This is a genomic window from Kribbella sp. NPDC051137 (assembly GCF_040682535.1).
GTDB lineage: Bacteria > Actinomycetota > Actinomycetes > Propionibacteriales > Kribbellaceae > Kribbella > Kribbella karoonensis.
This window is the reverse complement of the sequence record NZ_JBFBBI010000008.1, coordinates 164,635-188,045: the sequence shown is the minus strand read 5'-3', so window position 1 is coordinate 188,045 and position 23,411 is coordinate 164,635. Positions and strand designations below refer to the sequence as shown.

22 protein-coding genes are annotated in these 23,411 nt (G+C 70.8%); 3 read left to right on the top strand and 19 right to left on the bottom strand.

The genetic code is table 11. The features are described 5' to 3' along the window. Positions 1 to 18 precede the first annotated feature (18 nt). A complete protein-coding gene (locus tag AB0M51_RS38935; RefSeq protein ID WP_344199101.1) occupies positions 19 to 561 on the top strand; it encodes a TetR/AcrR family transcriptional regulator in 543 nt (180 codons plus the stop codon). Here AB0M51_RS38935 and AB0M51_RS38930 read toward each other — a convergent pair. Genes AB0M51_RS38930 through AB0M51_RS38905 form a run of 6 tightly spaced genes read right to left on the bottom strand, consistent with a single transcriptional unit; the run spans position 558 to position 5,917 of the window. Next, on the bottom strand, positions 558 to 1,106 hold the full coding sequence (locus tag AB0M51_RS38930) for a hypothetical protein (protein WP_344199103.1): 549 nt from the start codon (positions 1,104 to 1,106) through the stop codon (positions 558 to 560). The genes AB0M51_RS38935 and AB0M51_RS38930 overlap by 4 nt on opposite strands. Next, on the bottom strand, positions 1,103 to 2,404 hold the full coding sequence (locus tag AB0M51_RS38925) for a DUF58 domain-containing protein (protein WP_344199105.1): 1,302 nt from the start codon (positions 2,402 to 2,404) through the stop codon (positions 1,103 to 1,105). Before AB0M51_RS38925 ends, AB0M51_RS38930 begins: the two co-directional genes overlap by 4 nt. Then, the gene (locus tag AB0M51_RS38920; RefSeq protein WP_363753630.1) at positions 2,401 to 3,375 is read right to left on the bottom strand and encodes a MoxR family ATPase; all 975 of its coding nucleotides are present in this window, start codon (positions 3,373 to 3,375) and stop codon (positions 2,401 to 2,403) included. The genes AB0M51_RS38925 and AB0M51_RS38920 overlap by 4 nt, the downstream gene beginning before the upstream one ends. A gap of 6 nt (positions 3,376 to 3,381) precedes the next feature. Then, a complete protein-coding gene (locus AB0M51_RS38915; RefSeq protein WP_344199109.1) occupies positions 3,382 to 3,960 on the bottom strand; it encodes a hypothetical protein in 579 nt (192 codons plus the stop codon). Then, positions 3,957 to 4,691: a DUF4129 domain-containing protein gene (locus tag AB0M51_RS38910; RefSeq protein ID WP_344199111.1), complete on the bottom strand. Its 735-nt coding sequence runs from the start codon at positions 4,689 to 4,691 to the stop codon at positions 3,957 to 3,959. Before AB0M51_RS38910 ends, AB0M51_RS38915 begins: the two co-directional genes overlap by 4 nt. Before the next feature lie 17 nt (positions 4,692 to 4,708). Further along, the gene (locus tag AB0M51_RS38905; RefSeq protein ID WP_344199113.1) at positions 4,709 to 5,917 is read right to left on the bottom strand and encodes a GNAT family N-acetyltransferase; all 1,209 of its coding nucleotides are present in this window, start codon (positions 5,915 to 5,917) and stop codon (positions 4,709 to 4,711) included. Positions 5,918 to 6,013: 96 nt separating this feature from the next. On the opposite strand from AB0M51_RS38905, the gene AB0M51_RS38900 reads away from it, so the two are divergent. After that, on the top strand, positions 6,014 to 7,087 hold the full coding sequence (locus tag AB0M51_RS38900; protein ID WP_344199115.1) for a GTP-binding protein: 1,074 nt from the start codon (positions 6,014 to 6,016) through the stop codon (positions 7,085 to 7,087). A gap of 17 nt (positions 7,088 to 7,104) precedes the next feature. On the opposite strand, the gene AB0M51_RS38895 is transcribed toward AB0M51_RS38900, so the two are convergent. The 4 genes from AB0M51_RS38895 to AB0M51_RS38880 all read right to left on the bottom strand — a co-directional run bounded on the left by AB0M51_RS38895 (position 7,105) and on the right by AB0M51_RS38880 (position 11,447). Then, entirely contained in the window at positions 7,105 to 7,794 is a 690-nt protein-coding gene (locus AB0M51_RS38895; RefSeq protein ID WP_363753623.1) for a maleylpyruvate isomerase family mycothiol-dependent enzyme, read from the bottom strand. A gap of 160 nt (positions 7,795 to 7,954) precedes the next feature. Next, the gene (locus tag AB0M51_RS38890) at positions 7,955 to 8,731 is read right to left on the bottom strand and encodes an aldolase/citrate lyase family protein (RefSeq protein WP_363753620.1); all 777 of its coding nucleotides are present in this window, start codon (positions 8,729 to 8,731) and stop codon (positions 7,955 to 7,957) included. 15 nt (positions 8,732 to 8,746) lie between these two features. Next, positions 8,747 to 10,276: an acyl-CoA carboxylase subunit beta gene (locus AB0M51_RS38885; protein ID WP_344199121.1), complete on the bottom strand. Its 1,530-nt coding sequence runs from the start codon at positions 10,274 to 10,276 to the stop codon at positions 8,747 to 8,749. Positions 10,277 to 10,283: 7 nt separating this feature from the next. Continuing rightward, entirely contained in the window at positions 10,284 to 11,447 is a 1,164-nt protein-coding gene (locus AB0M51_RS38880) for an acyl-CoA dehydrogenase family protein (protein WP_344199123.1), read from the bottom strand. 53 nt (positions 11,448 to 11,500) lie between these two features. On the opposite strand from AB0M51_RS38880, the gene AB0M51_RS38875 reads away from it, so the two are divergent. After that, a complete protein-coding gene (locus AB0M51_RS38875; protein WP_344199125.1) occupies positions 11,501 to 11,905 on the top strand; it encodes a MerR family DNA-binding transcriptional regulator in 405 nt (134 codons plus the stop codon). A gap of 1 nt (position 11,906) precedes the next feature. Here AB0M51_RS38875 and AB0M51_RS38870 read toward each other — a convergent pair whose 3' ends face one another. Genes AB0M51_RS38870 through AB0M51_RS38830 form a run of 9 tightly spaced genes read right to left on the bottom strand, consistent with a single transcriptional unit; the run spans position 11,907 to position 23,277 of the window. After that, a complete protein-coding gene (locus AB0M51_RS38870; protein WP_344199127.1) occupies positions 11,907 to 13,004 on the bottom strand; it encodes a hypothetical protein in 1,098 nt (365 codons plus the stop codon). Positions 13,005 to 13,041: 37 nt separating this feature from the next. Beyond that, positions 13,042 to 13,470 carry an SRPBCC family protein gene (locus tag AB0M51_RS38865; protein WP_344199130.1) on the bottom strand — a complete coding sequence of 143 codons (429 nt, stop codon included), beginning with the start codon at positions 13,468 to 13,470 and terminating at the stop codon, positions 13,042 to 13,044. Positions 13,471 to 13,486: 16 nt separating this feature from the next. Continuing rightward, positions 13,487 to 13,720, bottom strand: coding sequence for a PLD nuclease N-terminal domain-containing protein (locus AB0M51_RS38860; protein ID WP_344199132.1), 234 nt, complete (start codon positions 13,718 to 13,720; stop codon positions 13,487 to 13,489). Positions 13,721 to 13,761: 41 nt separating this feature from the next. Further along, complete coding sequence (locus tag AB0M51_RS38855) at positions 13,762 to 14,466, bottom strand: CbiX/SirB N-terminal domain-containing protein (protein WP_344199135.1); 705 nt, start codon at positions 14,464 to 14,466, stop codon at positions 13,762 to 13,764. Further along, positions 14,463 to 15,599, bottom strand: a complete 1,137-nt coding sequence (locus tag AB0M51_RS38850) for a uroporphyrinogen-III synthase (RefSeq protein ID WP_344199137.1) — start codon at positions 15,597 to 15,599, stop codon at positions 14,463 to 14,465. The genes AB0M51_RS38855 and AB0M51_RS38850 overlap by 4 nt, the downstream gene beginning before the upstream one ends. Beyond that, complete coding sequence (gene nirD, locus AB0M51_RS38845; protein ID WP_344199139.1) at positions 15,580 to 15,909, bottom strand: nitrite reductase small subunit NirD; 330 nt, start codon at positions 15,907 to 15,909, stop codon at positions 15,580 to 15,582. Before nirD ends, AB0M51_RS38850 begins: the two co-directional genes overlap by 20 nt. Then, a complete protein-coding gene (gene nirB, locus AB0M51_RS38840; RefSeq protein ID WP_344199142.1) occupies positions 15,906 to 19,796 on the bottom strand; it encodes a nitrite reductase large subunit NirB in 3,891 nt (1,296 codons plus the stop codon). Before nirB ends, nirD begins: the two co-directional genes overlap by 4 nt. After that, positions 19,793 to 21,913, bottom strand: a complete 2,121-nt coding sequence (locus AB0M51_RS38835; RefSeq protein ID WP_344199145.1) for a molybdopterin oxidoreductase family protein — start codon at positions 21,911 to 21,913, stop codon at positions 19,793 to 19,795. The genes nirB and AB0M51_RS38835 overlap by 4 nt, the downstream gene beginning before the upstream one ends. Beyond that, the gene (locus AB0M51_RS38830) at positions 21,910 to 23,277 is read right to left on the bottom strand and encodes an MFS transporter (protein WP_344199148.1); all 1,368 of its coding nucleotides are present in this window, start codon (positions 23,275 to 23,277) and stop codon (positions 21,910 to 21,912) included. Before AB0M51_RS38830 ends, AB0M51_RS38835 begins: the two co-directional genes overlap by 4 nt. Positions 23,278 to 23,411: the final 134 nt, after the last annotated feature.

Sequence of the window (23,411 nt, the reverse complement as noted above, 5' to 3'; positions counted from 1 at the left end):
CCGATGAGAGGAGAACGCGTGACTCCGAAGGTCCGGCTGACCGCGAAGGAACGTGGTGACGAGGTGCTGCGGGCGGCGGTGCGGGCGTTCGCCGCGTCCGGGTACGAAGGCACCAAGACCGACGAGATCGCCCGGCTGGCCGGGGTCTCCCAGCCCTACGTGATCCGGCTGTTCGGGACCAAGCAGCAGTTGTTCCTGGCCGCGATCCGGAGCGTCTGCGACCGGATCGAGGAGATCTTCCGCGAGGCGGCGGCCGAGTCACCGGAGCTGAGCGCGCTCGGCCGCAACTACGAACGCCTGCTGGCCGAACGCGAACTCCTCCTGGTCCTGTTGCACGGCTTCTCCGCCAGCGGCGACCCGGTGATCGGCGACTGCGTCCGCGAACGATTCGGCAGCATCTACACGCTGATCCGCGACCTCACCGGCGCCACTCCGGAACAGGCCCGCGAGTTCCTCTCCGCGGGCATGCTGATGACCGTGATGTCCGCGATGCAGCTCCTCGGCCCGGACCCGATCCCGATGCCCTGGGCCGCCGAGATCGCGAAGACCTTCGACAACTAGTCGCGGTCGAGTTTCTGGCCGGCGGCCAGCCAGATGGTGACGGCCGTGAGGGCGATCGCCGCGGACGTCACGGCCAGGGAACCGGGGACGTTCGCGTAGTGGACGAGAGCCGCGGACCCGGCGATCAACCCGGTCAGCAGCGTCGCTGTTGCCGCGGGCAACCACCAGCGCCGCAGCGCGGAGCGGTGCACGCGGGCGTACGACGGGAGCTGGGCGGCGAAGGCGGACGACAGGTGCAGGACCACCAGGGCGACCGCGGCCAGGACCAGGCTCCAGCTGACCGCCGCGGGTGCGCGCAGCATCCAGCCGAGGGCGATCACCAGCATGAACACCGTCGCAGCCAGCGAGTCCGGTAGGACGACGGCGACGAGCAGCAGCGGTACGCCGACGTACGGCACGAGGTCCAACTGGTCCCACGACTGGACGGCCGACACGACGAGCGCGACCGCACCGCTCAGCGCGATCACCAACCGGGCGAGCAGCACCGTACGCCCGGCAGCACGCAACTGCGCCAGCCAGAGCGTGATCTTTTCGTCAGCCGTCATGAGCGGATCCTCGGTGCGGCCGACAGGCGGGCAGCGTCGCGGAGGACCTCGTCGAGTGTGCCGGACCCCTGCCACGGGACGGTCGGTACGCCGAGGTCGCTGAGCCGGTCCAGGTCGCGCCGTCGTTCGAGCAGCCGCAGCCGCCAGGCGAGCGGCCAGCACCGTGCGTCGTGGGTGTCGACGTCGATGATCGACGCGACGTCCGGCGGCAGCGTGTCGATCGCGATCACCGTGCAGCCGGAGTGCACGAGCGTGACGATGTAGCCGAGCATCGTCTGGCGGAGCAGCGGGCTGAGCACCAGCACCAGGCTGTCCGAGCGGACCCGGTTCCGCCGCGCGAGTTGCTCCTCGTCCTGCTGCCGGCCGCGCCGGTCCGCGTGCACCAGCGTGTCCAGGATCCGCCGCAGATGCCCGCGCCCGCTCCCCGACCGGACGCCGCGGAACAAGCTGCCGGTGTCGATCAGCCGTACCCGGTCACCGTTCCGCAGGTAGTGCTCGGCGACCGCGGCGGCCGCGCGTACGGCGGTGTCCAGGCTCGACGACCGTCCGTCGATGCCCTCGCTGATCCCGATCTCGCCGCCGGTGTCGACCATGATCACGACCTCGGTGTCGCGGTCCGACCAGGTCGACGTGACGTGCAGTTCCTGCGTCCGCGCCGACACCGCCCAGTTGATCCGGCGCAACCGGTCACCGGTCCGGAACGGCCGGACGCCGGACAGCTCGGTCCCCTCGCCCGGCCGCCGCGACCGGTGCAGCCCGACCAGCCCGGCCGGCCGCGGTACGGCGTCCACCGCCTCGAACCCTTCCCGCAGCGGCAGCGTGGTGACCGCCTGCGGCTCCGCCGAGGTCACCTGGATCCGGTACGCCCCGACCGCCGACGTCGCCGTCACCGTTGGCCGCTCCAACGACCGCAGTCCCCAACGCTTCGACCGGACGCCGACCTCCAGCGTCACCTCGCCGTCGGCGACCGGCTCCGCGATCGCGGCCTGCGGCGGGTCGTACTGGAACCACAACGTCCGCGGCAACGCCGCCACCACCAGGTCGATGTCCGGATCCACTTCCCCCGGGACCCGCAGGCGGTACGTCGTTCCCTGTCCTTCGAACAGCACGTCCGCGTCCAGCTCGGTGTGCACGTCGGGCCGCGCGTGCGGCCGGAAGTACCGTCCCCAGACGGCCAGGAACGCGATCGGCAACCCGAACACGGCCGCGTCCGGACGCCGCAGCAGCACCGCGGCACCGAGCAGCACCGCGGCAACACAGACCGCCCGGATCTGCGCGTGGGTAGGGCGCCACCTCATCGGGCGACCGCGACCGTGGGCGGTGCGGGCACCGACCCCAGCACGGTGCGTACCACGGTCGCGCCGGTCACCTCGTGCAGCCACAGCTCCGGCCGTACGGTGATCCGGTGCGCCAGCGCGGCCACGGCGACCGCCTTCACGTCCTCCGGTACGACGTAGTCCCGGCCCTGGATCACGGCGTACGCCCGCGCCGTCAGCAGCAGCGCCAACGATCCGCGCGGCGACGCCCCGACCAGGACCTGCGAGTCACGGCGGGTCGCGGTCGCGAGATCCACGCAGTACTGGCCGACGGTGTCGTCGACCGTCACCGTCTCGACGGCCCGTTGCGCGGCGAGCAGCCCCGCGGCGTCGGTCACCGCGTCGACGGCCTGGTCCTCGCGGCGGCGGCTCATCCGGCGACGCAGTACCTCCCACTCCTCCGCCGGGCTCGGATACCCGAAGCCGATCCGGAGCATGAACCGGTCGAGCTGCGCCTCGGGCAGCGGGTAGGTGCCCTCATATTCGACCGGATTCGCGGTGGCGAGCACGTGGAACGGCGTCGGCAGCGGGAACGTCTGGCCCTCGACGGTGACCTGGTGCTCCTGCATCGACTCCAGCAGCGCGGCCTGCGTCTTCGGCGGCGTCCGGTTGATCTCGTCGGCGAGCAGCAGCCCGGTGAAGATCGGGCCCGGCCGGAAGACGAACTCGGACTCCTTCTGGTCGTACACGAACGCGCCGGTGACGTCCGAGGGCAGCAGGTCCGGCGTGAACTGCACCCGCCGAAACTCCAGCCCGAGCGCCTGGGCGAACGACCGCGCGGCCAGCGTCTTCGCCAGGCCCGGGTAGTCCTCGAGCAGCACGTGCCCGCCGGCCAGGATGCCCGCCAGCACGAGCTCGAGCGCCTCGCTCTTCCCGACCACGGCCTGGCCGACCCGCTCCAGCACCTGCCAGCTCAGGTCGGAAACCTCTGCGAGCGTCAGCTCCTCAGTCACTATCCCTCACAGGTTCTCGATGGTGTGGATCGCGTCCTCGACCTCGTCGAGGGACGCGGTGCGTCTGTCGTCGCCGGTGATCAGCGCCCAGAGCCGGTCGCCGGTGAGCTCGCGAGCCCGGTCCGGTTCGAGCTCCGGGTCGATGCCGTGCCGGTGCACCAGGCGGTCGGTGGCCAGCTCGAGCAGCAGCGGACGGATCCGCCGGGCGAACGTCGGTGAACCCTCGCCGGCCCGCCGTTCGCGGCTCGCCTCCTGCAACCAGGTGGCGAGGAACTGGGTCCGGTTGTCGCTGTTCCGGCTCCGGAGCGCGGCCAGCCGGTCGTCGTGCCGGCCGGGCCAACTGGTCTCCAGCACCTCCGGCAGCAGCAGCCGGATCGCGAGCGTGACCAGCCCGGCGCCGAGCGCCGCCACCACGAACCACAGCGGGCGCGGCGCCATCCCGGCAGCACCGAAGATCGCCACCAGGACCAGGCTCACCAGCATGGCGATCCCCAGGTGCTGCACGAGCATCTTGTTCGGCAACCGCCGCTTCTTGACCTCGGGCGGCGGACCCTTCTCCTCGAGGGCACTCCAGCGGTAGGTCATGGGGCGACCTCCGACCGGTCGTCCGCAGTGTGGTCAGTGTGGTCGGCGTGGGCCAGTTCTTCGCGGAGGCGGAGGAGTGCGGCGCGGGCGGTCGCGCGGGCTTCCTCGGTCGAGCCGTGGCTGGAGTAGCGCGCCTCGCGGTACAGCCGCCCGAGCCGGATCAGCTCCGGCTCGGAGATCCCGCCGACGCCGAGCACCCGGACGGTGAACTCGGCCGGCGTCTCGGACGGCTCCCGCGCGGCACCCGCCGACGCGGCCGCCTCCTCGAGCGCCACCCAGCACGCGATCACCGCGTCGGACGCGGTACCGCTGTCGATCTGTGCGAGACCGGTGTCGACCGCCTCGGCCAGCCGCACGGCCTTGACCCGCTCCCAGTTCTCGTCCGCGGGCTCCGCCTTCGGCAACCGGATCCGGCGTACCACGCGGACGATCACCAGTACGACGAACACCAGCACCGCCGCGATGATCAGGTACACGATCGCCTGCCACAGCCCGAGCAGCCACCCGGGCGTATCGTGCTGCGGCAGCATCCGCGGCGACGGGGTGGCCTGGGCCGGCGGTGTCTCGGTGACGAGCCGGGTCGGCAGCGGGCGCGGGCTCGCTTTCAGCGTGCTCTCGCTGACCGGCCGCACCGGTCCGCTCGCCGACGCGAGCACGACGAACCCTGCCACCACGATCCCCACGAACACCACGACAGCCGCCGCGAGCGCACCCCTACGCTGCGTCTGCATCTGGGCAGATTACCCCCTCAGAAGCCCGTGTCGAGGAAAGGAAGTCGAGATGTGGAAAACGCTTCCGCGGTTGCCGCCACCGCGCCCGGGGTGTGTTCGGTGACCAGGCCCGCTCGACCGAGTCGTGCGAGTGACGGGCGGCCGAGGTACACCGCACCCAGATCGCGTACGTCGAGCGTGAGGTCGGGATCGCGCCGGACCTGCTCGCAGGACGCGCCGTCCGTACCGCCGGACAGGTGCCAGCGACCCGCGTTCCACGGCAGGAAGTCGTCGACGACCTCGATCACCACGTCGAGGTCCCGCGCGTAGGTCCGCCCGGCCAGCGCGCGGCCGACGTCGACCGTCCGCAGCCACAGCCCGTCCCGGGTGATCGCGCCCGGCGCCCTCGGGTCGAGCAACAGGTCCAGCAGCGGGTCGTCGGACGCCAGCAGTTCGCAGTGCGTCTGGCTGAGCAGATCCGGCTCGAGCAGGTAGCGCCAGAGCGCGGCGTGCGACGCGACGTCGACGGCATGCACGCGCAGTACGTCGACGTACCCCTTCTCGGCGCGCTTGGTCCGGTAGTGCGCGAAGCCGGTGAGCTCGCCGTCCCGCTCGGCGACGACGCACCGGATCTTGGACGCGCTCGCGATATCGCTGACGACGGTCGGGCTGATCGTGTACCGCTGCCAGTTCTCGTTGTGCTGGAACATCCCCGCGCGGTCGAGCGCGAGCTTGTTCCGCAGCTCCGCGCAGCGCGCCAGGCTCTCGGCGGCGTCGACGTACCGGATCCGGACGTCGTCGATGCCGGCGACCGGCCGCAGCCCGCGGGATGCCTTCGGTACGACGATCTCCTGGTGATCGGAGGCCAGGCCGTACCCGAACCGCGGGTAGATCACCGGCTCGCTCGCGGTCAGCGTCGCGAGCGGCTCGCCCGCCTCGTGTACGGCGGTCAGCTGCGCCCGCATCAGGTCGCGCAGGATCCCGCGCCTCCGGTGCGTCGGCCGGACGCCGACCATCGTCACGCCCGCCGCCGGCAACTGCCCGCCCGGCACCGTCATCAGCTGCGAGAACGTCCCGGTATGCCCGACGAGCTGACCGTCCTCACTCGCGACGATGCTGCGCTCACGTTCCCAGATCCCGCGCTCGGACTCGTACTGCTCGTCGGTCCACGGCGAGGAGAACGCCATGTCCAGCAGCTCCAGCAACTCGGCCCACTCACCCGCGAAGTTCCCGATCTCGATCGCCATGTGCCTTGCCTACCAGAAGAACGCGGTCTGCCGCCTCTTGTTTCGGACACGCCGTACCGGTGGACTGATGAAAACCGTTTTCATATAATGTGTCCCATGACCGCCCGAGCGAAGACTCCGTTGTCCTTGTTGGTGGGGCTTTCCGCGACCTTGCGGGCGCCTGTCCTGGAGGCGATGACCGACGCGACCACCGTGGTCGTCGAGGTGGACCAGGACGAGCTCCCCCGTCGCGGCGTGCTGTCCTGGCGCGTGCACGACCGGTCTGGGCCGATCGACGCCGGTGAGTTCACGGTCGGCGACGACTGCGGTGCGTGCCAGCTGATCGAGTCACTGGTGCCGTTGCTGGAGACGCTTGCCGAGCGCGCGCACTGGGACCACATCGTGCTCGCCGCGCCACCTGCGATGGAGGCGCGGCCGCTGGTCAGCACGCTCGTCTCGGTGCTGCCGGAGATCGTCGTCGACACGGTCACCTGTGTGGTCGACGCCGTACTGCTGGTCGCGCAACTGTCCGGCGACGAACTGCTCGCCGAGCGCGGTCTGGCGCTCGGGCTCCCGGACCGGCGCAACGTCGCGGAGCTGACCGCACGCCAGATCGAGTACGCCGACGTGTGCGTGCTGGCGAACGCGCATCGCAGTGCGTCCCCCGAGCGGCTCGAGCACCTGCTCGGGCACCTGAATCCGCGGACGGAGGTCGTGCCGGCCGGCGGTTCCGGCGTACCGGACGGTCAGGTGGCACGGACCGGGCGGTTCGACTTCGACGCCGCCGAGGCGTGGGCCGGTGAGCTGGCCACGTCCGACCGGCTGCAGCCGAGCGACGACGGGGTGACGACGGTGCTGTGGCGGTCGACGCGACCGCTGCATCCGGCCCGGCTGAACGACGCGCTCGAGGACATCGTCACCGGCGTCGTCCGCAGTCGCGGTGTGGTCTGGCTGGCGAACCGCCCGACCCAGCGGGTGCGCTGGGAGTCGGCCGGCTACAGCGCCTCCCTCGGGATGCTCGGCGAATGGTCGGACACCGAGCACCTGGCCGAGTGCACGGTGGTCGCCACCGGCATGGGCCTGGACCCGGCGCGGCTGCAGGCGATCCTGGACGCCTGCCTGCTCACCGAGTCCGAGCTCGCCAGCCTCGACTGGAGCGATCTGGAGGACCCGTTCGACGGAGTGTTCTAGGGATTGTCAGACATGCCCTAGCCGAGCAGCGGCAGCCGGCTCGCGTGCGGGCCGAGCATGTCGAGGTCGGACTCGTCGAGCGGGACCCGCCCGGTCGCCTTCAGGATGTACGTCGTGGTGTCCCAGGCGATCACGTCCCACGCCTCCGGGCCGAACAGTCCGTCCAGCGTCCGCGCGGTGACCTGCAGGGCCTCGGGATCCGGCTCCGGCGCATCCGGCAGGCCGACGGTCAGGTCGAGATGATGAACCGTTGCCTCCAGCACCAAGGTGGCGACGAAGTCCTTCGCCCGCAGCACGTGCCCCTGGGTCTCGACCCGACGGTTCCCGGAGGCCAGCCCGGCCGCGGCCGCGCGCGCCGCCGCCTCGGACACCTCGCGCCAGTGCTGCACGAGCTGGGCCGGTTTCCGGTACGCCGACGCGACCGTCCGCACGAAGGTGGTGCCGCCCTGCGGTGGCACATCCTTCCAGTACGTGACGAAGTCGCGGTCCGGCTCGACGGCGGCCGGGCTGGCGAACGCGATCAGCGCACGCTCGGCGTCGTACAGCAGGTGGACCAGCAGTGGACCGACGGGCATCCCCGGGCAGCGCGTCTCACGCGCGAAGTCCGCATCGTTCAACCCCTGCACGGTCTCCGTCAGCCGCCGGTACTCGCGCCCCAGCGTCGCCGCCAGCCCCAGCGGCAACGCGCCGCGCTCGGGTGCCCTCATCCCGGCCTCCTCGATCTGCTCTGTCTGAACTTAACCCCAGACCGCACCGAGGTGTTCCGGACCCGCACCACTCACTAACCTCCGCCGGCGAGCGCGCCCGGCCCTCCACCGAGCGCGAGCCGCCCGGAATGCGCGGAGTTGGTGAGTGCTGCAGGTCCGCCTACGACCGAGCTGTCTCCAGGTGGGCCGCCGCGATCGCCTCCAGGTGGCTGAGGTCGGACGAGACCGTGGCGAAGGTGTAGCCCTGGGCCAGGCGGAGCCTCGCGGACTCGCCGTCGAACGTGTGGATGCCGGCCGCGATCCCCGCCTCACGTGCGGTCCGCGCGATCAGCTCGAGCGCCTCCTCGAACGGCCCGTCGACGTCGGGGTCGCCCGGGAACCGCGCGCCCAGGGCGAGGCTCAGGTCCGACGGGCCGACGTACACCCCGTCCAGACCCGGCGTCGCGCAGATCTCCGCGACGTTCTGCAGCCCGAGCGGCGTCTCGATCATCGCCAGTACGACGGTCGCGTCGTTGCTCTCGGCCGGCACCGGGCCGATCCGCAGCGCCGCCCGCATCGGCCCGAACGACCGCACGCCCACCGGCGGGTACTTCGCCGCCCGGACCGCGCGCGCCACGTCCTCCGCGCCGTCGACCAGCGGCACGATCACCCCGCTCGCGCCGGCGTCCAGCGCCCGACCGATCGGCGTCGGGTCGTTCGCCTCGACCCGGACCAGGCCGACCGACGGCCGCGGGCCGATCGACGACCCCGCGTCGATCGCGAGCAGCCCGTTCACCAGGCCCTGGTACCCGATCAGCCCGTGCTGCGCGTCGAGCACCACGTAGTCGTACCCGAGCCGCCCGATCCGCTCGGCGGCCGCCGGCGAGTCCAACGTGATCCAGTACCCCACCAGTTGCTCACGAGCCCGGACCTTCAACGCGAAATCGTTTGCACTCATGGGTCCGGACACTATCTAGACCGGCGGGACCCCGTGCCGGCGGTGTGAAAACGTCCGGTCCTTGGACTGCGCCGCGGCCAGCCGGGCGATCAGGTCGGCGCGCAGGTTCTCCGGCTCGACGATCGCGTCGATCACCAGATCCGCGGCCAGCCGCAGGATGTCGATGTCGGTCTCGTACTCCTCGCGGAGCTTCGCGACGTACTCGACCCGCTCGCCCTCGTCCGCGATCTCCTGGATCTTGTTGTAGTACACGGCGTTGATCGCCGCCTCCGGCCCCATCACCGCGATCTTCGCGGTCGGCAGCGCGACGCACGCGTCCGGCGAGAACCCGGGCCCGCACATCGCGTACAGTCCGGCGCCGTACGCCTTGCGGACGATCACCGACACCGTCGGCACGGTCGCCTCGGACACCGCGGTGATCATCTTCGCGCCGTGCCGGATGATCCCGGCGCGCTCCACCTCGCTGCCGATCATGAACCCCGGCACGTCGCACAGGTACACCAGCGGCACGTTGAACGCGTCGCACAACCAGATGAACCGCGCGGCCTTGTCGGCGGAGTCGACGAACAGTACGCCGCCCTTCACCGCCGGCTGGTTCGCGACGATCCCGACCACCTGCCCGGCGAGCAGCCCGAAGCCGACCACCAACTCCGGCGCGTACGCCGGCTTGATCTCGAAGAACGTGTCCGCGTCCAGGACCGCGTCGATCACGTCGTGGATGTCGAACCCGACGCTCTCCTCGGCCGGGACCAGGTCCCGGGTGAAGTCGCGGCCCGCCTCCGAGGCGTCGTACGACGGTGGCCGCGAACGCCACGAGCCCGGCAGGTACGAGAAGTACTGCTTCGCGAGCTCGATCGCCTCGGTGTCGTCGGACGCGAGCAGGTCGCCGCAGCCGGAGACGCTGGTGTGCATCCGGGCGCCGCCCATCTCCTCCAGCGTGACCTTCTCGCCGACCACCATCTCGGCCATCCGCGGCGAGCCCAGGTACATCGACGCGTTGCCGTCGACCATGATCACGATGTCGCAGAACGCCGGGATGTACGCGCCACCGGCCGCGGACGGTCCGAACAGGCAGCAGATCTGCGGGACCTTGCCGGACAGCGCGACCTGGTTGTGGAAGATCCGCCCGGCGCCGCGGCGACCCGGGAACAGTTCGACCTGGTCGGTGATCCGGGCACCGGCCGAGTCGATCAGCCAGAAGATCGGCAGCTCGTCGCGGAGCGCGACCTCGGTGACCCGGACGATCTTCTCGACCGTCCGGGCGCCCCACGATCCGGCCTTCACGGTCGGGTCGTTGGCCACCAGCAGCGCCGGCCGGCCGTCGACGAGCGCGCGGCCGGTGACCACGCCGTCGGCGGGCAGGCCGGGGTTCAGCGCGTTCGCGAGCTGCGCGTCCTCGACGAAGCTGCCCTCGTCGACGAGCAGCGCGATCCGGTCGCGCACGTACAGCTTGTTCTGGCTGTCCAACTTCGCCTTGGCCTTCTCCGGCGGGGCGAGCGTGGCCTCGCGGGCGACCTTGACCTCGGTCCAGTGATCGTGGGTCATGCAGCCATCATTCCACCGGGAGGCCGAGGCCCCGGGCGATCAGCATCCGCTGGACTTCCGACGTACCCTCGCCGATCTCCAGGATCTTCGCGTCGCGGTAGAACCGGGTGACCGGGTACTCCTCCATGAAGCCGTAGCCCCCGAAGACCTGCGTGGCGATCCGGGTCGCGGTCACGGCGGACTCGGTCGCGTACAGCTTGGCGACCGCGGCAGCCTGCTTGAACTCCTGCATCGGCGCACCGGCGTCCTTCAGCGCGGCCGCCCGGTAGACCAGCAGCTCCGCGGCGTCGGCCATCACCTTGAGGTCGGCGATCTGGAACGCGACACCCTGCTTGCGGCCGATCGGTACGCCGAACGTCTGCCGCTCACCGGCGTACTGCGTGGACATCTCCAGGCAGGCCCGGATACAGCCGAGGGCGACCGCGCCGATCGCCACCCGCCCGTCGTCGAGCGTCGCGAGGAACTGGCCGAACCCCTTGCCGCGCTGACCGAGCAGGTTCGCCTCGGGGACCCGGCAGTTCACGAAGGACAGCGGATGCGTGTCGGAGGCGTGCCAGCCGAGCTTGTCGTACGCCGCCTCCGCGGTGAAGCCCGGCGTACCGCTCGGGACGATGATCGTGGAGATCTCCGGCTTGCCGTCCGCGCGCTCACCGGTGCGCGCCGTGACCGTCACGCAGGAGGTGATCGAGGAGCCGGAGTTGGTGATGAACTGCTTGGAGCCGTCGATCACCCACTCGCCGTTGTCGAGTACGGCGCGGGTCTTGGTGGCGCCGGCGTCCGACCCGGACTCCGGCTCCGTCAGCCCGAACCCGGCCAGCCTGGTGCCCGCGACCAGGTCCGGCAGCCAGGTGGCCTTCTGCTCGTCGGTGCCGAACGTCAGGATCGGGTTGATCCCGAGCCCGACCGCGGCCTCCAGCGTGATCCCCATCGACTGGTCGACCCGGGAGATCTCCTCGATCGCCACGCACAGGCTGGTGAAGTCGCCGCCGGCACCGCCGTACTCCTCCGGCGCTGTCAGCCCGAACAGCCCGAGCCGCCCCATCTTCTGGACGACCTCCACCGGGAAGTAGTGCTTCCGGTCCCACTCCGCGGCGTGCGGCGCGATCTCCGCCTCCGCGAAGTCGCGAACGCTACGGCGGAACTCCTGATGCTCCGCGGACAACTCGAACATGCCGCACCCCTTCACGCTTGACGCTTACGTAAACGTAAAGCACGCTAGGCAGCATGCACAACAGCCGGGTGCCCGAGACCTGGTCGATCGCCGAACTCGCCGCCGAGTACGACGTCACCCTGCGCACGATCCGGTTCTACGAGGACCGCGGCCTGCTCACCCCCGAACGCCGCGGCACCACCCGCGTCTACCACCCCCGCGACCGCATCCGCCTGGCCCTGATCCTGCGCGGCAAACGCCTCGGCTTCTCCCTCGACGAGATCGCCAAGATCGTCGACATGTACGACGCCGAACCCGGCGAGGAAGGCCAGCTCGTCTACCTCCTCGACCAGATCACGCACCGCCGCCAGGAACTCGAACAACGCCGCCGCGACATCGAAGAAACCCTCCAAGACCTCGCCGAGGTCGAATCCCGCTGCCACGCCGACCTGAACGCCCTCCGCAACCACAAGGCCTGAGCTACCGCTCGAGCCGCACCAACCCCGCACGCTCGGCGTCGGCCCGCGGGCAGTCGAACGCGCCGCGGTCGACGGTGAACTGCGACGGGTCCTCGACAGCAACCCGGCGGAGCGTCCACGGCTCACCCGGCGAGGCGTAGACAAGCGTGGCGGTCGATGGCGCCGGATGTACTGCGAAGCCGGCGATCATGAGCTCGGCAGCCGGCGCAGGCTCCCCTTCCGGTTTCGGGAACGCCAAGGCCATCGGGTCGTCGAACCACCGCGCCAACTCGGCGCCGCCCGCCGTACGCCACCGCTCGACGAGCCGCCGGAAGGCGTCCTCCCGGCGTACTGCGGACCCGGCGGCGAGAATGTCGGTGCCCGCATTCGAGAACACCCGGCCGAACGAGCGCACCGGGATCACGTGCGTCAACTGGAGCCCCCACACCCCACGAGTCAGGAGCAACGCGGCACGCAACAGTTCCGCGGCCTCGAGCGCCGTACCGCGAATCCTCGGGCGCGACTGCCGCGCCCGGCCGACCGGCTCCGGCGAATGGTTGCCGACCGCCCGCCAGCTGTGATGGCCGACCGAGAACGTGATCTCCGAGGCAACGACGTGCCCAGCCGCTCCGACGGAGACACCATGCTCCCCGAGAACCTCGAACCCGTGGCGGTCCATGCCATCGAACCGCATCGTCTCGACCCCGGAACACACGACGCGGATGTCGGGCAGGATGTACGAGATCTCGGTCCGCTCCGCGACGATCGACATCCGGCACTCCAGCCGTCCTCGCGAGCGCTCGATCGTCAACTCGGAGACTTCGGCCTGGGGCAGGTCGAAGTGGGCGTCCAGCTCGGCTGCCAGGTCCGGCGTCAGCGGCTCCAGCTCTGCCGGGTCCGACCGCCAGTCGCGGTACGCCGTACCGTCACGGGCGATCGCCGTCCGAACCCAGGGCCGCCGAGCGCAGGCCGCGCGGACGAAGGAGTAGATGCTGTTGTCCCAGCTGTCCGCGATCCGGTTCAGTCGCAGCCGATCGAACGTGCGGGCATCAGCGGCGATCTCACCGATCTCCGTGAACGACCGATCGAGCTCTGCAGCCCAGGCGTCGTAGATCCCCACCTGCGCAGACTAGTGCTCTGGCGGAGCAGGCAGGGCTCTAGCTCTCCAGGACTTGTTTTGCGCGGTCGAGGGCGGCTACTTCAGAGTTCATGGACTGCTGGACGGGCTTCGCCATCAGGAGCTTCTTCAGGCCGGACAGTTCCGCGGTGAGTTTGAGGGTTACCTCGGTTCCTTCGTCCACCGGTGCGAAGCGGTAGTCGCCGGTCGGGCGCACCGGCCCGGCGGTCACCTCGAACGCCAGGTGGGTGTCGGGTTCGTACGCCGTCACGCGGTAGTCCGACGGGATCGACCGGCCGCCCGGGCCGGCGATGCGTTGCCGGTACGTCATGCCCGGGCCGATCGGGCCGTTGCGGCTGATCTCCTTGACCAGGGGGCGCCATTGCGGGTCGTTCTCGCCGTCCGCGAAGTACGCGAACACCACGGCCGGCGGCCGGCCGATCCGGACCGTGTGCGCTGCTTCGGGCATGGTCCCCCCAAAACTGCTAGTCAGCCTTGCGGCGGCCGAAGAGCCAGTAGGCGATTGGGGCCGCGCCGACCGAGTTGAACACAGTGAGAAACACCGCCCACAGGGGCTTCGGTCCTCGTACCTGGGCGGAGGGGCGGCGGGCCAGGTCTGCCAGGGCTACGGCCTTCAGCACGGTCTCGGTCACCGCCCCGACCACGATCAGGCGCTGCTTCCCGGGGCTCAGCTCGTCCCACTTCTGTCTCCCGTTCACCTCTCCACGATGCTCCCTCGCCGCCCGGCAGGCAAGCACCGTCACACCCTGACGCAGTCCCCGCGCCGCACAGGTCCGACGGCTGCTACGGCTTCGTCGTACCGGCGGAGGGCGAGGGTGGCCAGGCGCGGGTCCGGGGCGAGGGGCGGGGTGACGGGATGAGGACCGGCGTGGCGGTGGACGAGGGTGTTGAAGAAGCCGGGCGCCAGGAGGTACGTCGCGATCGCGAGGCGGCCGGGGGTACGGGCGAGCACGGCCGGGAGGCGGTCGCCCGCGCCGGAGACGTACCCGATGTGGACCGGGCGGTCGACCCGCTGCGCGAGCAGGGCGGCGGTGGTTTCGCAGTCGGCGAGGGCCCGCGGGTCGGAGGAGCCGGCCGCGGCCAGTACGACCTGGTCGACACGCGAGAGGTCGCCGAGGCGGTCGGCGAGGATGTCGGCCAGAACCGGGTCGGGGCCGAGGGCGGCCGCGGCGTGGACGCGGCCCGGGTAGCGGCGGGCTTCGGCGGCTACGTCGACGTACACGTGGTAGCCCGAGCTGAGGAGGAGAGGTACGACGACGGCCCCGGCCGCGTCCGTGGTGACGCGGCGGACCAGGGACGGGAGAGCCGGGGTGAGGAGGTCGACGAAGCCCAGCGAGACCGGGAGGTCCGGGCGTTGCCGCGCCAACTGGCGGACGATCTCGTGGACAACCGCGATCCCAGCAGGATCAGCCGTTCCGTGTGCGACCGCGACAAGGTCGGTCATGTCGGAACTCCTGCCGGTTCGACAGCCAGGCGATATCCGCGGCGTACCACTGTGCGGACCAGCTCAGGGCGACCTATCGCGGTCCGGAGGCGGTTCACCGTCACCTCCACCGCGTGCACGTCCTCCGCCCCCGGCAGCACCGCCAGCAGCTCCGGCCGCGACACCACGTCGCCGCCGGCTGCCACCAACGCGGCCAGCACGGCCCGCGGCCCAGGACCCAACGGCAGTACGACGCCGTCCAGCACCGCCGCACCGCCGCGGATCACCAGCTGCCCGAACTCCGTCTCGATCGAGCGCGCGTTGTCGTCGGTGAGCCGGTCGGTGACGATCCGGATCAGCGCCCCCAACCGGAAACGGTCCGGCACCAACGGCTCCAGCCCCAACGCCACGAACGGGCCCGCTGTCACCGGACCGACGCACGCGTTCAGCACCCGCCCGGTCCGCAACGCCGCCACCAGTTCGTCGTACTGCCCGCTGAGCGCCGCCGCGTCGAGCATCGCCTGCGCACCGGGCGCCGACGTGTGTACGACGGCGTCGACGGTCCCGCCGCACACCTGCGAGATCATCCGCTCGACGGCCACCGGATCAGGCGCCGGGCCCCACCGGTAGACCTCCAGCCCACGTACGGACGCGCCCGCCGCCCGCAACGCCTCCTGCAGCGCGGGATCCGACAGCCCGTGCAGCTGTACGACGATCTTCCGCCCGCCGACGCCCTGTGCCCGGAGCCAGTCGACGACCTCGGCCGTCGTCTCGGACCGCGCCGACCAGTGCTCGACCAGCCCGGCCGCCCGGATCGCGCCGCGCGCCTTCGGGCCGCGGGCCAGGATCCGCGCCTGCTCGAGCGTGCTGAGCAGCTCCGCCGCGAGTCCGGCGGTATCGGCCGCCTCCACCCATCCGCGGAACCCGACGGCCGTCGTCACCACCACGTCGTCCGGCGGGTTCGCGATCACCCGCCGGGTCGCCTCGAGCAGCGCGTGGTCGTCGGCGACCGGCACGATCTGCAGCGTCGGCGCGTGCAGCACCTTCGCCCCGCGCCGCTCGAACGACGCGATCAGGTCCTCCGCGCGCCGGTGCGCGGAGACCGCGATCGTGCACCCGCTGAGCGGACCGCTCCTAGTCACCGGCACCGTCACCAGCACCCACCACAACCTGGCCGTCGCGGATCGTCACCGGATAGACCGGCAACGACACCGCCGGATCGTCCAGGCACGCCCCGGTGCGCAGATCGAAGACCTGCTTGAACATCGGCGACGCCACCGTAGGTACGTCGCCGCGGCTGCCGACGATGCCCCGCGACATCACGTTCGCCCCGCTGAACGGGTCCTGGTTGCCGATGGCAAACACCTCCCCGTCGTGGGTGCGGAAGAGCGCGATCTGTACGTCGCCGAGCAACGCGGCGACGCCCCGCTCCGGCAACAGTACGTCGAAGGCACAGACGTTCACGGGCGGACCTCCAATCGGGGGCCGGCCAGCAGCACCGGCTCGAGCTGCCCGCGTTCGGCCGGGGTGGCCGGACGCGGCTGGTTGCGCTCGACGACATACCGCAGGTCGGCGTCGGGCTGGTCCGGAGCGTTCACGAACGACACGAACCGGGCGAGCTTGTCCGGGTCGTCCAGTGTCGCGCGCCACTCGTCGACGTACGAGCCGACGTGCCGCGCCATCGCGGCGTCCAGGTCGGCGGCGATGCCGAGGCTGTCGTTCAGTACGACGTCCCGCACCTGGTCGAGCCCGATCTCGCGCATCCACACCGAGGTCCGCTGCAGCCGGTCCCCGGTGCGGATGTAGTACATGAGGAACCGGTCGATCGCCTGGAACAGCTCCTCGTCGCTCAGGTCGGACGCGAGCAGCTCGGCGTGCCGCGGCGTCATCCCGCCGTTGCCGCCGACGTACAGGTTCCAGCCCTTCTCGGTCGCGATCACGCCGACGTCCTTGCCGCGCGCCTCGGCGCACTCCCGCGCACAGCCGGAGACGCCGAGCTTGAGCTTGTGCGGCGACCGTAGCCCGCGGTACCGCAGCTCCAGCGCGATCGCCATCCCGACCGAGTCCTGGACGCCGTACCGGCACCAGGTCGAACCGACGCACGACTTCACGGTCCGCAGCGCCTTGCCGTACGCGTGCCCGGACTCGAAGCCGGCGTCCACCAGGCGTTTCCAGATCGCCGGCAGCTGCTCGATCCGGGCGCCGAACAGGTCGACCCGCTGCCCGCCGGTGATCTTCGTGTACAGCCCGAAGTCGCGCGCCACCTCGCCGATCGTGATCAGCCCCTCCGGCGTGATCTCACCGCCTGGGATGCGCGGGACGACGGAGTACGTGCCGTCCTTCTGCATGTTCGCCATCACGTGGTCGTTGGTGTCCTGCAGCGTCGCGCGCTCGCCGTCGAGGACGTGCCCGGCCGGGTCGATGCTCGCCAGGATCGACGCGACCACGGGCTTGCAGATGTCGCAGCCGCGACCGGTGCCGTGCCGCTCCACGATCTCGCTGAACGTCCGCAACTCGGTGACCCGGACGGCGTCGAACAGCTCAGCGCGGGACAGCGCGAAGTGTTCACAGAGCGCCTTGCTGACCTCGACGCCGGCCTTGGTCAGCTCGGTGTTGAGGAGGTTCTTGACGATCGGCAGGCAGGATCCGCACGAGGTCCCGGCCCTGGTCCGGCCGCACACGGACTTGATGTCGGTGCAGCCCTCGTCCTTCACCGCGCAACGGATCGTGCCCGCGGACACGTTGTTGCACGAGCAGACCGGCGCGTCGTCGGGCAGCTCGAGCTGGACCGGCGCGGCGCCTTCGGGGAGCAGGAACGCGGCCGGGTCGGCGCCGAGCTCGCGGCCGACCATCGGGCGGAGCCCGGAGTACGCCGACGCGTCGCCGACCAGGATGCCGCCGAGCAGCGTACGGGCGTCGTCGGACAGCACGAGCTTCTTGTAGACGCCGGCGACCGGGTCGGCGTACACGATGTCGAGCGCCCCGTCCGTCGTACCGAAAGCGTCGCCGAAGCTCGCGACGTCGACACCGAGCAGCTTCAGTTTCGTCGAGGTGTCCGCGCCCGGGAACGTCGCCTCGCCGCCCAGCAGCCGGTCGGCGACGATCTCGGCCATCGTGTAGCCGGGGGCAACCAGTCCCCAGACCCGGCCGTTGATACAGGCAACTTCTCCGATCGCCCACACCCCGGCGACCGAGGTCCGGCAGGCATCGTCGACCACGATGCCGCCACGCTCCCCGATCTCCAGCCCGGCGGCGCGTCCCAGCTCGTCGCGCGGCCGCACACCGGTGGCGAACACCACCACGTCCGCCGGAAGATCAGGGCCGTCGGCAACGGCCATCGCGCGGGCCGCGCCCTGGGAGGTGAGTCTCACCCGCTGGCAAGCGGTTTCGGTGAGTACGTCGACGTCGAGCCCCTCGATCAACCGAGACAGCGCGGCGCCGCCGCCTTCGTCGACCTGCAACGGCATCAGCCGTGGCGCGAACTCGACCACCTTCGTCGCCGCCCCCAGCGCCCGGAGCGCACCGGCCGCCTCCAGCCCGAGCAGACCACCGCCGACGACCACACCGCTGACCTGGCGACCTTCGCTCTTCAGCCGCTCCACGTACACCCGCAGCGCGGCCACGTCGTCCACCGTCCGGTAGACGAAGCAGCCCTGGGCGTCGTTGTTCTTGACCGGTGGCACGAACGCGGACGAACCGGTCGCGAGGACGAGTTCGTCGTACGCCACCTGCTCGCCGCGGGCCGTGGTGACGGTCTTCGCGGTCGTGTCGATCGCGGTGATCGTGACGCCCTTGCGGAGGTTCACCGCCGGGTCGTCCCACAGTTCGGGTTCGCCGAGCGAGAGGTCCTGCGGGTCGCGGCCGGAGAAGTAGCTGGTGAGCGCCACCCGGTCGTACGGGAGCCGCGGCTCCTCGGCGTAGACGGTGATCCGGTAATCGACGTCGGTGTCACGCTGCCGGAGCGCCTCCACCAGGCGGTGGGCGACCATACCCCCGCCGACCACCACCACGTGCTTGGCCTTGTTCAGCTCTGCCATCGTCGCCCTCCTGCTCGGGACGGGTTCGGTCTCGCCGCGCCGGAAGCGGTCGAGCAGTTCGCCGACGGCGCCGGTGCACGTCCCGCACCCGGTCGTCGCCCGCGTCGTGGCGGCGATGCCGGCGACACTGTCGGCACCCCCACGCCAGGCCGCTTCGATCGCGACCCGGGTGACGCCGTTGCACCTGCACACGGTCGCCACCTTCTTCTTCGGTACTTCGTTGGGCGTACCAAGCAACCCGTCCGCGACGACGGGCGTCCCCCGGTCCGCCAGCAACACCAGCTCCGCCGCAACCTCGGGGGCTCCCACCGCCACGGCAGCGCGCACCACCCCGTCCCGCAGGACGGCCCGCACGTACCTGGTTTCGTCCTCGAGCCGCACCACCTCCCCCAACGCGTCCTTGTCCCCCATCACAAGAACGTCCAGCCCACCAGCAGTAACCCGAACAACCTCCAGGCCGTTGTGAGCCGGAGCGGCTGATACTGCGTGCAGGTGGCTTGCCAGGAGTTCGGCGTGTTCCCATGCCGACGCGACCGTGCCCGATATCCCGTGCGGGAGCTCGGCGCAGTCGCCGATCGCGTGGACGTTGGGGTCGTCCGGGCTGGTGAAAGTGTTGTCTACGACGATTCCGGTGCGCACAGTCAGCCCGGTGGCCAGCTCGGTGCGCGGCTGAACGCCGCAGGCGACCACGAGAAGGTCACCGTAAACCTGGCTGCCGTTCTGCAACTGCAGGGCGTGGAAACGATCGCTCTTCAGCTGGGTGTGAGCGAGCTGAGTGTTGAGCAGGACCTCCACGCCGAGTCGGCGTACCGCTCGCGTCAGGCGCCGGCCAGCTGACGGGCGGATCGTCGTGTCGAGCAGGGTTTCACCGTCATGCACCAGGGTGACCGCAACACCACGCTCGCGGAGCGCGCACGCGGTTTCCACGCCCAGGACCCCACCACCGACCACCACGGCCCGCCGTGCCATGCCCGTCGCCGTGACCAGCGCCCGCGCGTCCTCGACGGACCGCAACACCAGCCCGCCCTCGACCCCGGCCGGCACCACCGGCACCGCGCCGGTCGCGAACACCAGCCGATCGTACGGATACTCGGCGCCGTCAGCCCCGACGACGACCCGCCGTCCCCGATCCACCGCGACCGCAGCCACCACGGCCTCGTTGCCAACAGCAACTTCAGCGCGCCCGGCCACGTATTCCGTCAGCCGCGAACGGTTGTACGACGGCTCGTCGCCGAGCACGGTCACGTCGTACGACGGCAACAACTCGGCCAGCCGCCGCCCGGCCATCCCGCCGCCGATGATCACCACCCTCATGCCGGCACCCCCGTCGCGCCGAGCTCGGCCGCGGTCAGCTGTACGGCGCACGCCTTGAACTCCGGCATCCGCGACACCGGGTCGAGCGCGTCGTTCGTGAGCTCGTTGACCGCCTCCGAACCGCCGAAATGAAACGGCACGAAAACGGTGTCAGGCCGGACGTCCGGCGTGATCCGGACCGGCAGCACCATCGACCCGCGCGCGGTCCGCAGCCGCACCGGTCGCCCGTCGCCGATCCCCAGCTGCGCCGCCACCCGCGGGTGAACCTCCGCGAACACCTCCGGCTCGGCCTCCGCCAACTCCGGCACCCGCCGCGTCTGCGCCCCACTCTGGTAGTGCTGCAACAGCCGCCCGGTCACCAGGTACAGCGGTGCCTCTCCCTGAAGGTCATCCGCAACGGGCCGGTGGTCGACCGGTACGACGTGCGCCCGCCCGTCCGGCGTCGCGAACCCGTCCGCGAACAACCGCGGCGTCCCCGGATGCCCCTCGGCCGGCACCGGCCAGAACAACTCCTCGCCCGCGTCCAGCCGCTCCCAGGTGATCCCCGAGTAGTCGGCCTTCCCGCCCGCGCTCGCCCGGCGCAACTCCTCGAACATCTCGGCCGGATCAGTCGGGAACCCCGGTACGCCGAGACGTTCGGCGATCCCCGCGAACACCGCGAGATCGCTCCGTACGTCGCCCGGAGCAGTCACCGCGACGCGCCGCCGCAGTACCCGCCCTTCCAGGGACGTCATCGTCCCGTCCTCTTCGGCCCACTGCGTCACGGGAAGGACGACATCCGCCAGCAGAGCCGTCTCCGAAGGCACGACGTCGGCGACCACCAGCAACTCCAGGGCGGACAAGCGGTCCCGGACCGAGGCGAGATTCGGCGCCGACACCAGCAGGTTGCTCCCATGCACGAACAACGCCTTCGGACCACCCACCGTACCGAGCGAGTTGATCAACTCGACCGCACTCTTCCCGGACCGCGGCAACTCGTCCGCATCCACACCCCAGACGCCCGCCACAAAAGCACGCGCTGCCGGGTCCTCGATGCTGCGGTAACCGGGCAGCTGGTCCGCCTTCTGCCCGTGCTCGCGACCACCCTGCCCGTTGCCCTGGCCGGTGATACACCCGTATCCGCTCCCGATCCGCCCGGGCAGACCGAGCGCCAGCGCGAGGTTGATACACGCGGTGACGGTGTCCGTGCCCTTGCTGTGCTGCTCGGCCCCACGCCCCGTCAAGATGTACGCCCCGGCGCCACCCCGCACCGGAGCAGCCGCTGCCAGCACCCGAGCCGCCCGCCGGATCATGGCGGCCGGCACACCGGTTACCCGCTCCGCCCGCTCCGGCCACCACGAGGCGGTCGAACGGACCAACAGGTCAGGGTCGTCGACCCGTTCGCCCAGGAATACGTTGTCCGAAAGGTTTTCCTGCAGTACTACGTGGGTCAGCGCGAGGATCAGCGCCAGGTCCGTGCCGGGGGTCGGCTGCAGGTGCAGGCCGTTGCCGTCGTCCGTGAGGCTCGCGGTGGCCGAGCGGCGCGGGTCGACGACCAGAAGTCCACCCGCGTCCCTCGCACCCTGCAGATGCCCGACCGCCGGCGGCATCGTCTCCGCGAGGTTGCTGCCGACCAGGAGTACGGCGTCCGCGCCGCCGAGATCCGCCAACGGGAACGGCAGCCCCCGGTCGATCCCGAACGCCCGGTTCGTCGCGGCCGCCGCGGACGACATACAGAACCGCCCGTTGTAGTCGACGTTCGGCGTCCGCAACGCGACCCGCGCGAACTTCCCGAGCGCGTACGCCTTCTCGTTGGTCAGGCCACCGCCGCCGAACACCGCCACCGAGTCCCGCCCGTGCGCGGCCTGCAGCGCCTTGATCCGATCAGCCACGAAGTCCAGTGCGTCGTCCCAGCTGGTCTCCTCCAGTTCGCCCGCGGCGTTGCGGACGAGCGGCACGGTGAGCCGGTCCGGCACCGTGAGTACGTCGGGAGCCGTCCAGCCCTTGCGGCACAGCCCGCCGCGGTTGGTAGGAAACTCGCGCGGTCGCACCTCCACGGCACCCGGCCGCGAGACCTGATGCAACGTGGTGGCGCACTGCAGAGCGCAGTACGGGCAGTGGGTGGGGACTGCTGTCATACCTGCTCCTGGCTGAGTGGACCGCCCTTGCGCAGGTAGCAGAAGTACGTCACCGCGAGGCACACGACGTAGAACCCGCAGAACACGTAGAGCGCCGGGATCAGCGACCCGAAGTGGCTCGTCGACATCGCGAACCCGCGCGGCACCAGGAAACCGCCGTACGCGCCGACCGCCGACGCGATGCCGATGCACGCCGCCGCCTCGCGCCGCGCCCGGCCCGGGTCGCCCACCGTGGTGAGCCGGAACACCGCCGGGATCATCCGGTACGTCGACCCGTTCGCGATCCCGCTGGCCACGAACAGCACCAGGAAACTCGCGAGGAACGCCGGAAAGCTCTCCGCCTTGAGCGAGAAGATCGCGGAAACAATTCCGAGGCCCATCACCACGAACGAGCAGACGGTGACCCACGCGCCGCCGACCCGGTCGGCCAGCTTGCCGCCGAACGGCCGCGAGACCGACCCGACCAGCGCGCCGAGGAACGCGTAGTGCGCCGGCGTCACACCCGCGAACGTGGTCTTGATCAGCAGCGGGAACGCCGCCCCGAACCCGATGAACGACCCGAACGTGCCGATGTACAGGAACGAGATCACCCAGGTGTGCGGACGCTTCGCCGCGGCGATCGACGTACGGAACGACGAGTTCGCGACCGACAGGTTGGCCATCGCCTTCCAGGCCCAGAACGCGGCCAGCACGATCAGCGGCAGCCACATCAGGCCGGACCGGTTCAGCGTCAGGCCGGCCCCGGCGACGATCACGATCGGCACCAGCAGCTGGACGACCGCGACCCCGAGGTTCCCGCCGGCCGCGTTCACCCCGAGCGCGAAACCCTTCTCCTTCTCCGGATAGAAGAACGAGATGTTCGTCATACTGCTGGCGAAGTTCCCGCCGCCGACGCCGGCGGTCGCCGCCACCAGCGCCATCAGCCAGAACGGCGTGCCCGGCTGCGTCATGAAGTACGACAACCCCGCGGTCGGGACCAGCAGCAGCAGCGCGGAGAACGTGGTCCAGTTCCGCCCGCCGAACCGCGGCACGGCGAACGTGTACGGCAGCCGCAGCGTGGCGCCGACCAGGCTCGGCAGCGCGACCAGCCAGAACAGCTGGTCCGTGCTGTACGTGAAGCCGGCCTTCGGCATCGACACCACGACGATGCTCCACAGCTGCCACACCGAGAAGCCGAGGAACTCGGCGAAGATCGACGGCCAGAGGTTCCGGCGGGCGACCGCGCGGCCCTTCCCGGCCCAGAACGTGGCGTCCTCGGGATCCCAGACATCGATCCAGCGCCCGCGTCGCGGGGCCTCGACCGTGCCGACCGCGCCACTGCCTTCGCGGTTGGCGACAGCCGCTTGTCCTGCCTCGAGCGTCATCGCAAGTCTCCGATCATCCGACCTCATCGATTAGGCCTGGACGTTATGACCGGGGTGTTTCCGCGTAGTCATCTTGTTGTTACGCCGCCGAAACGGCTCCCGCACACCTGCCGGTGGGGACTGAGAGATCCCGG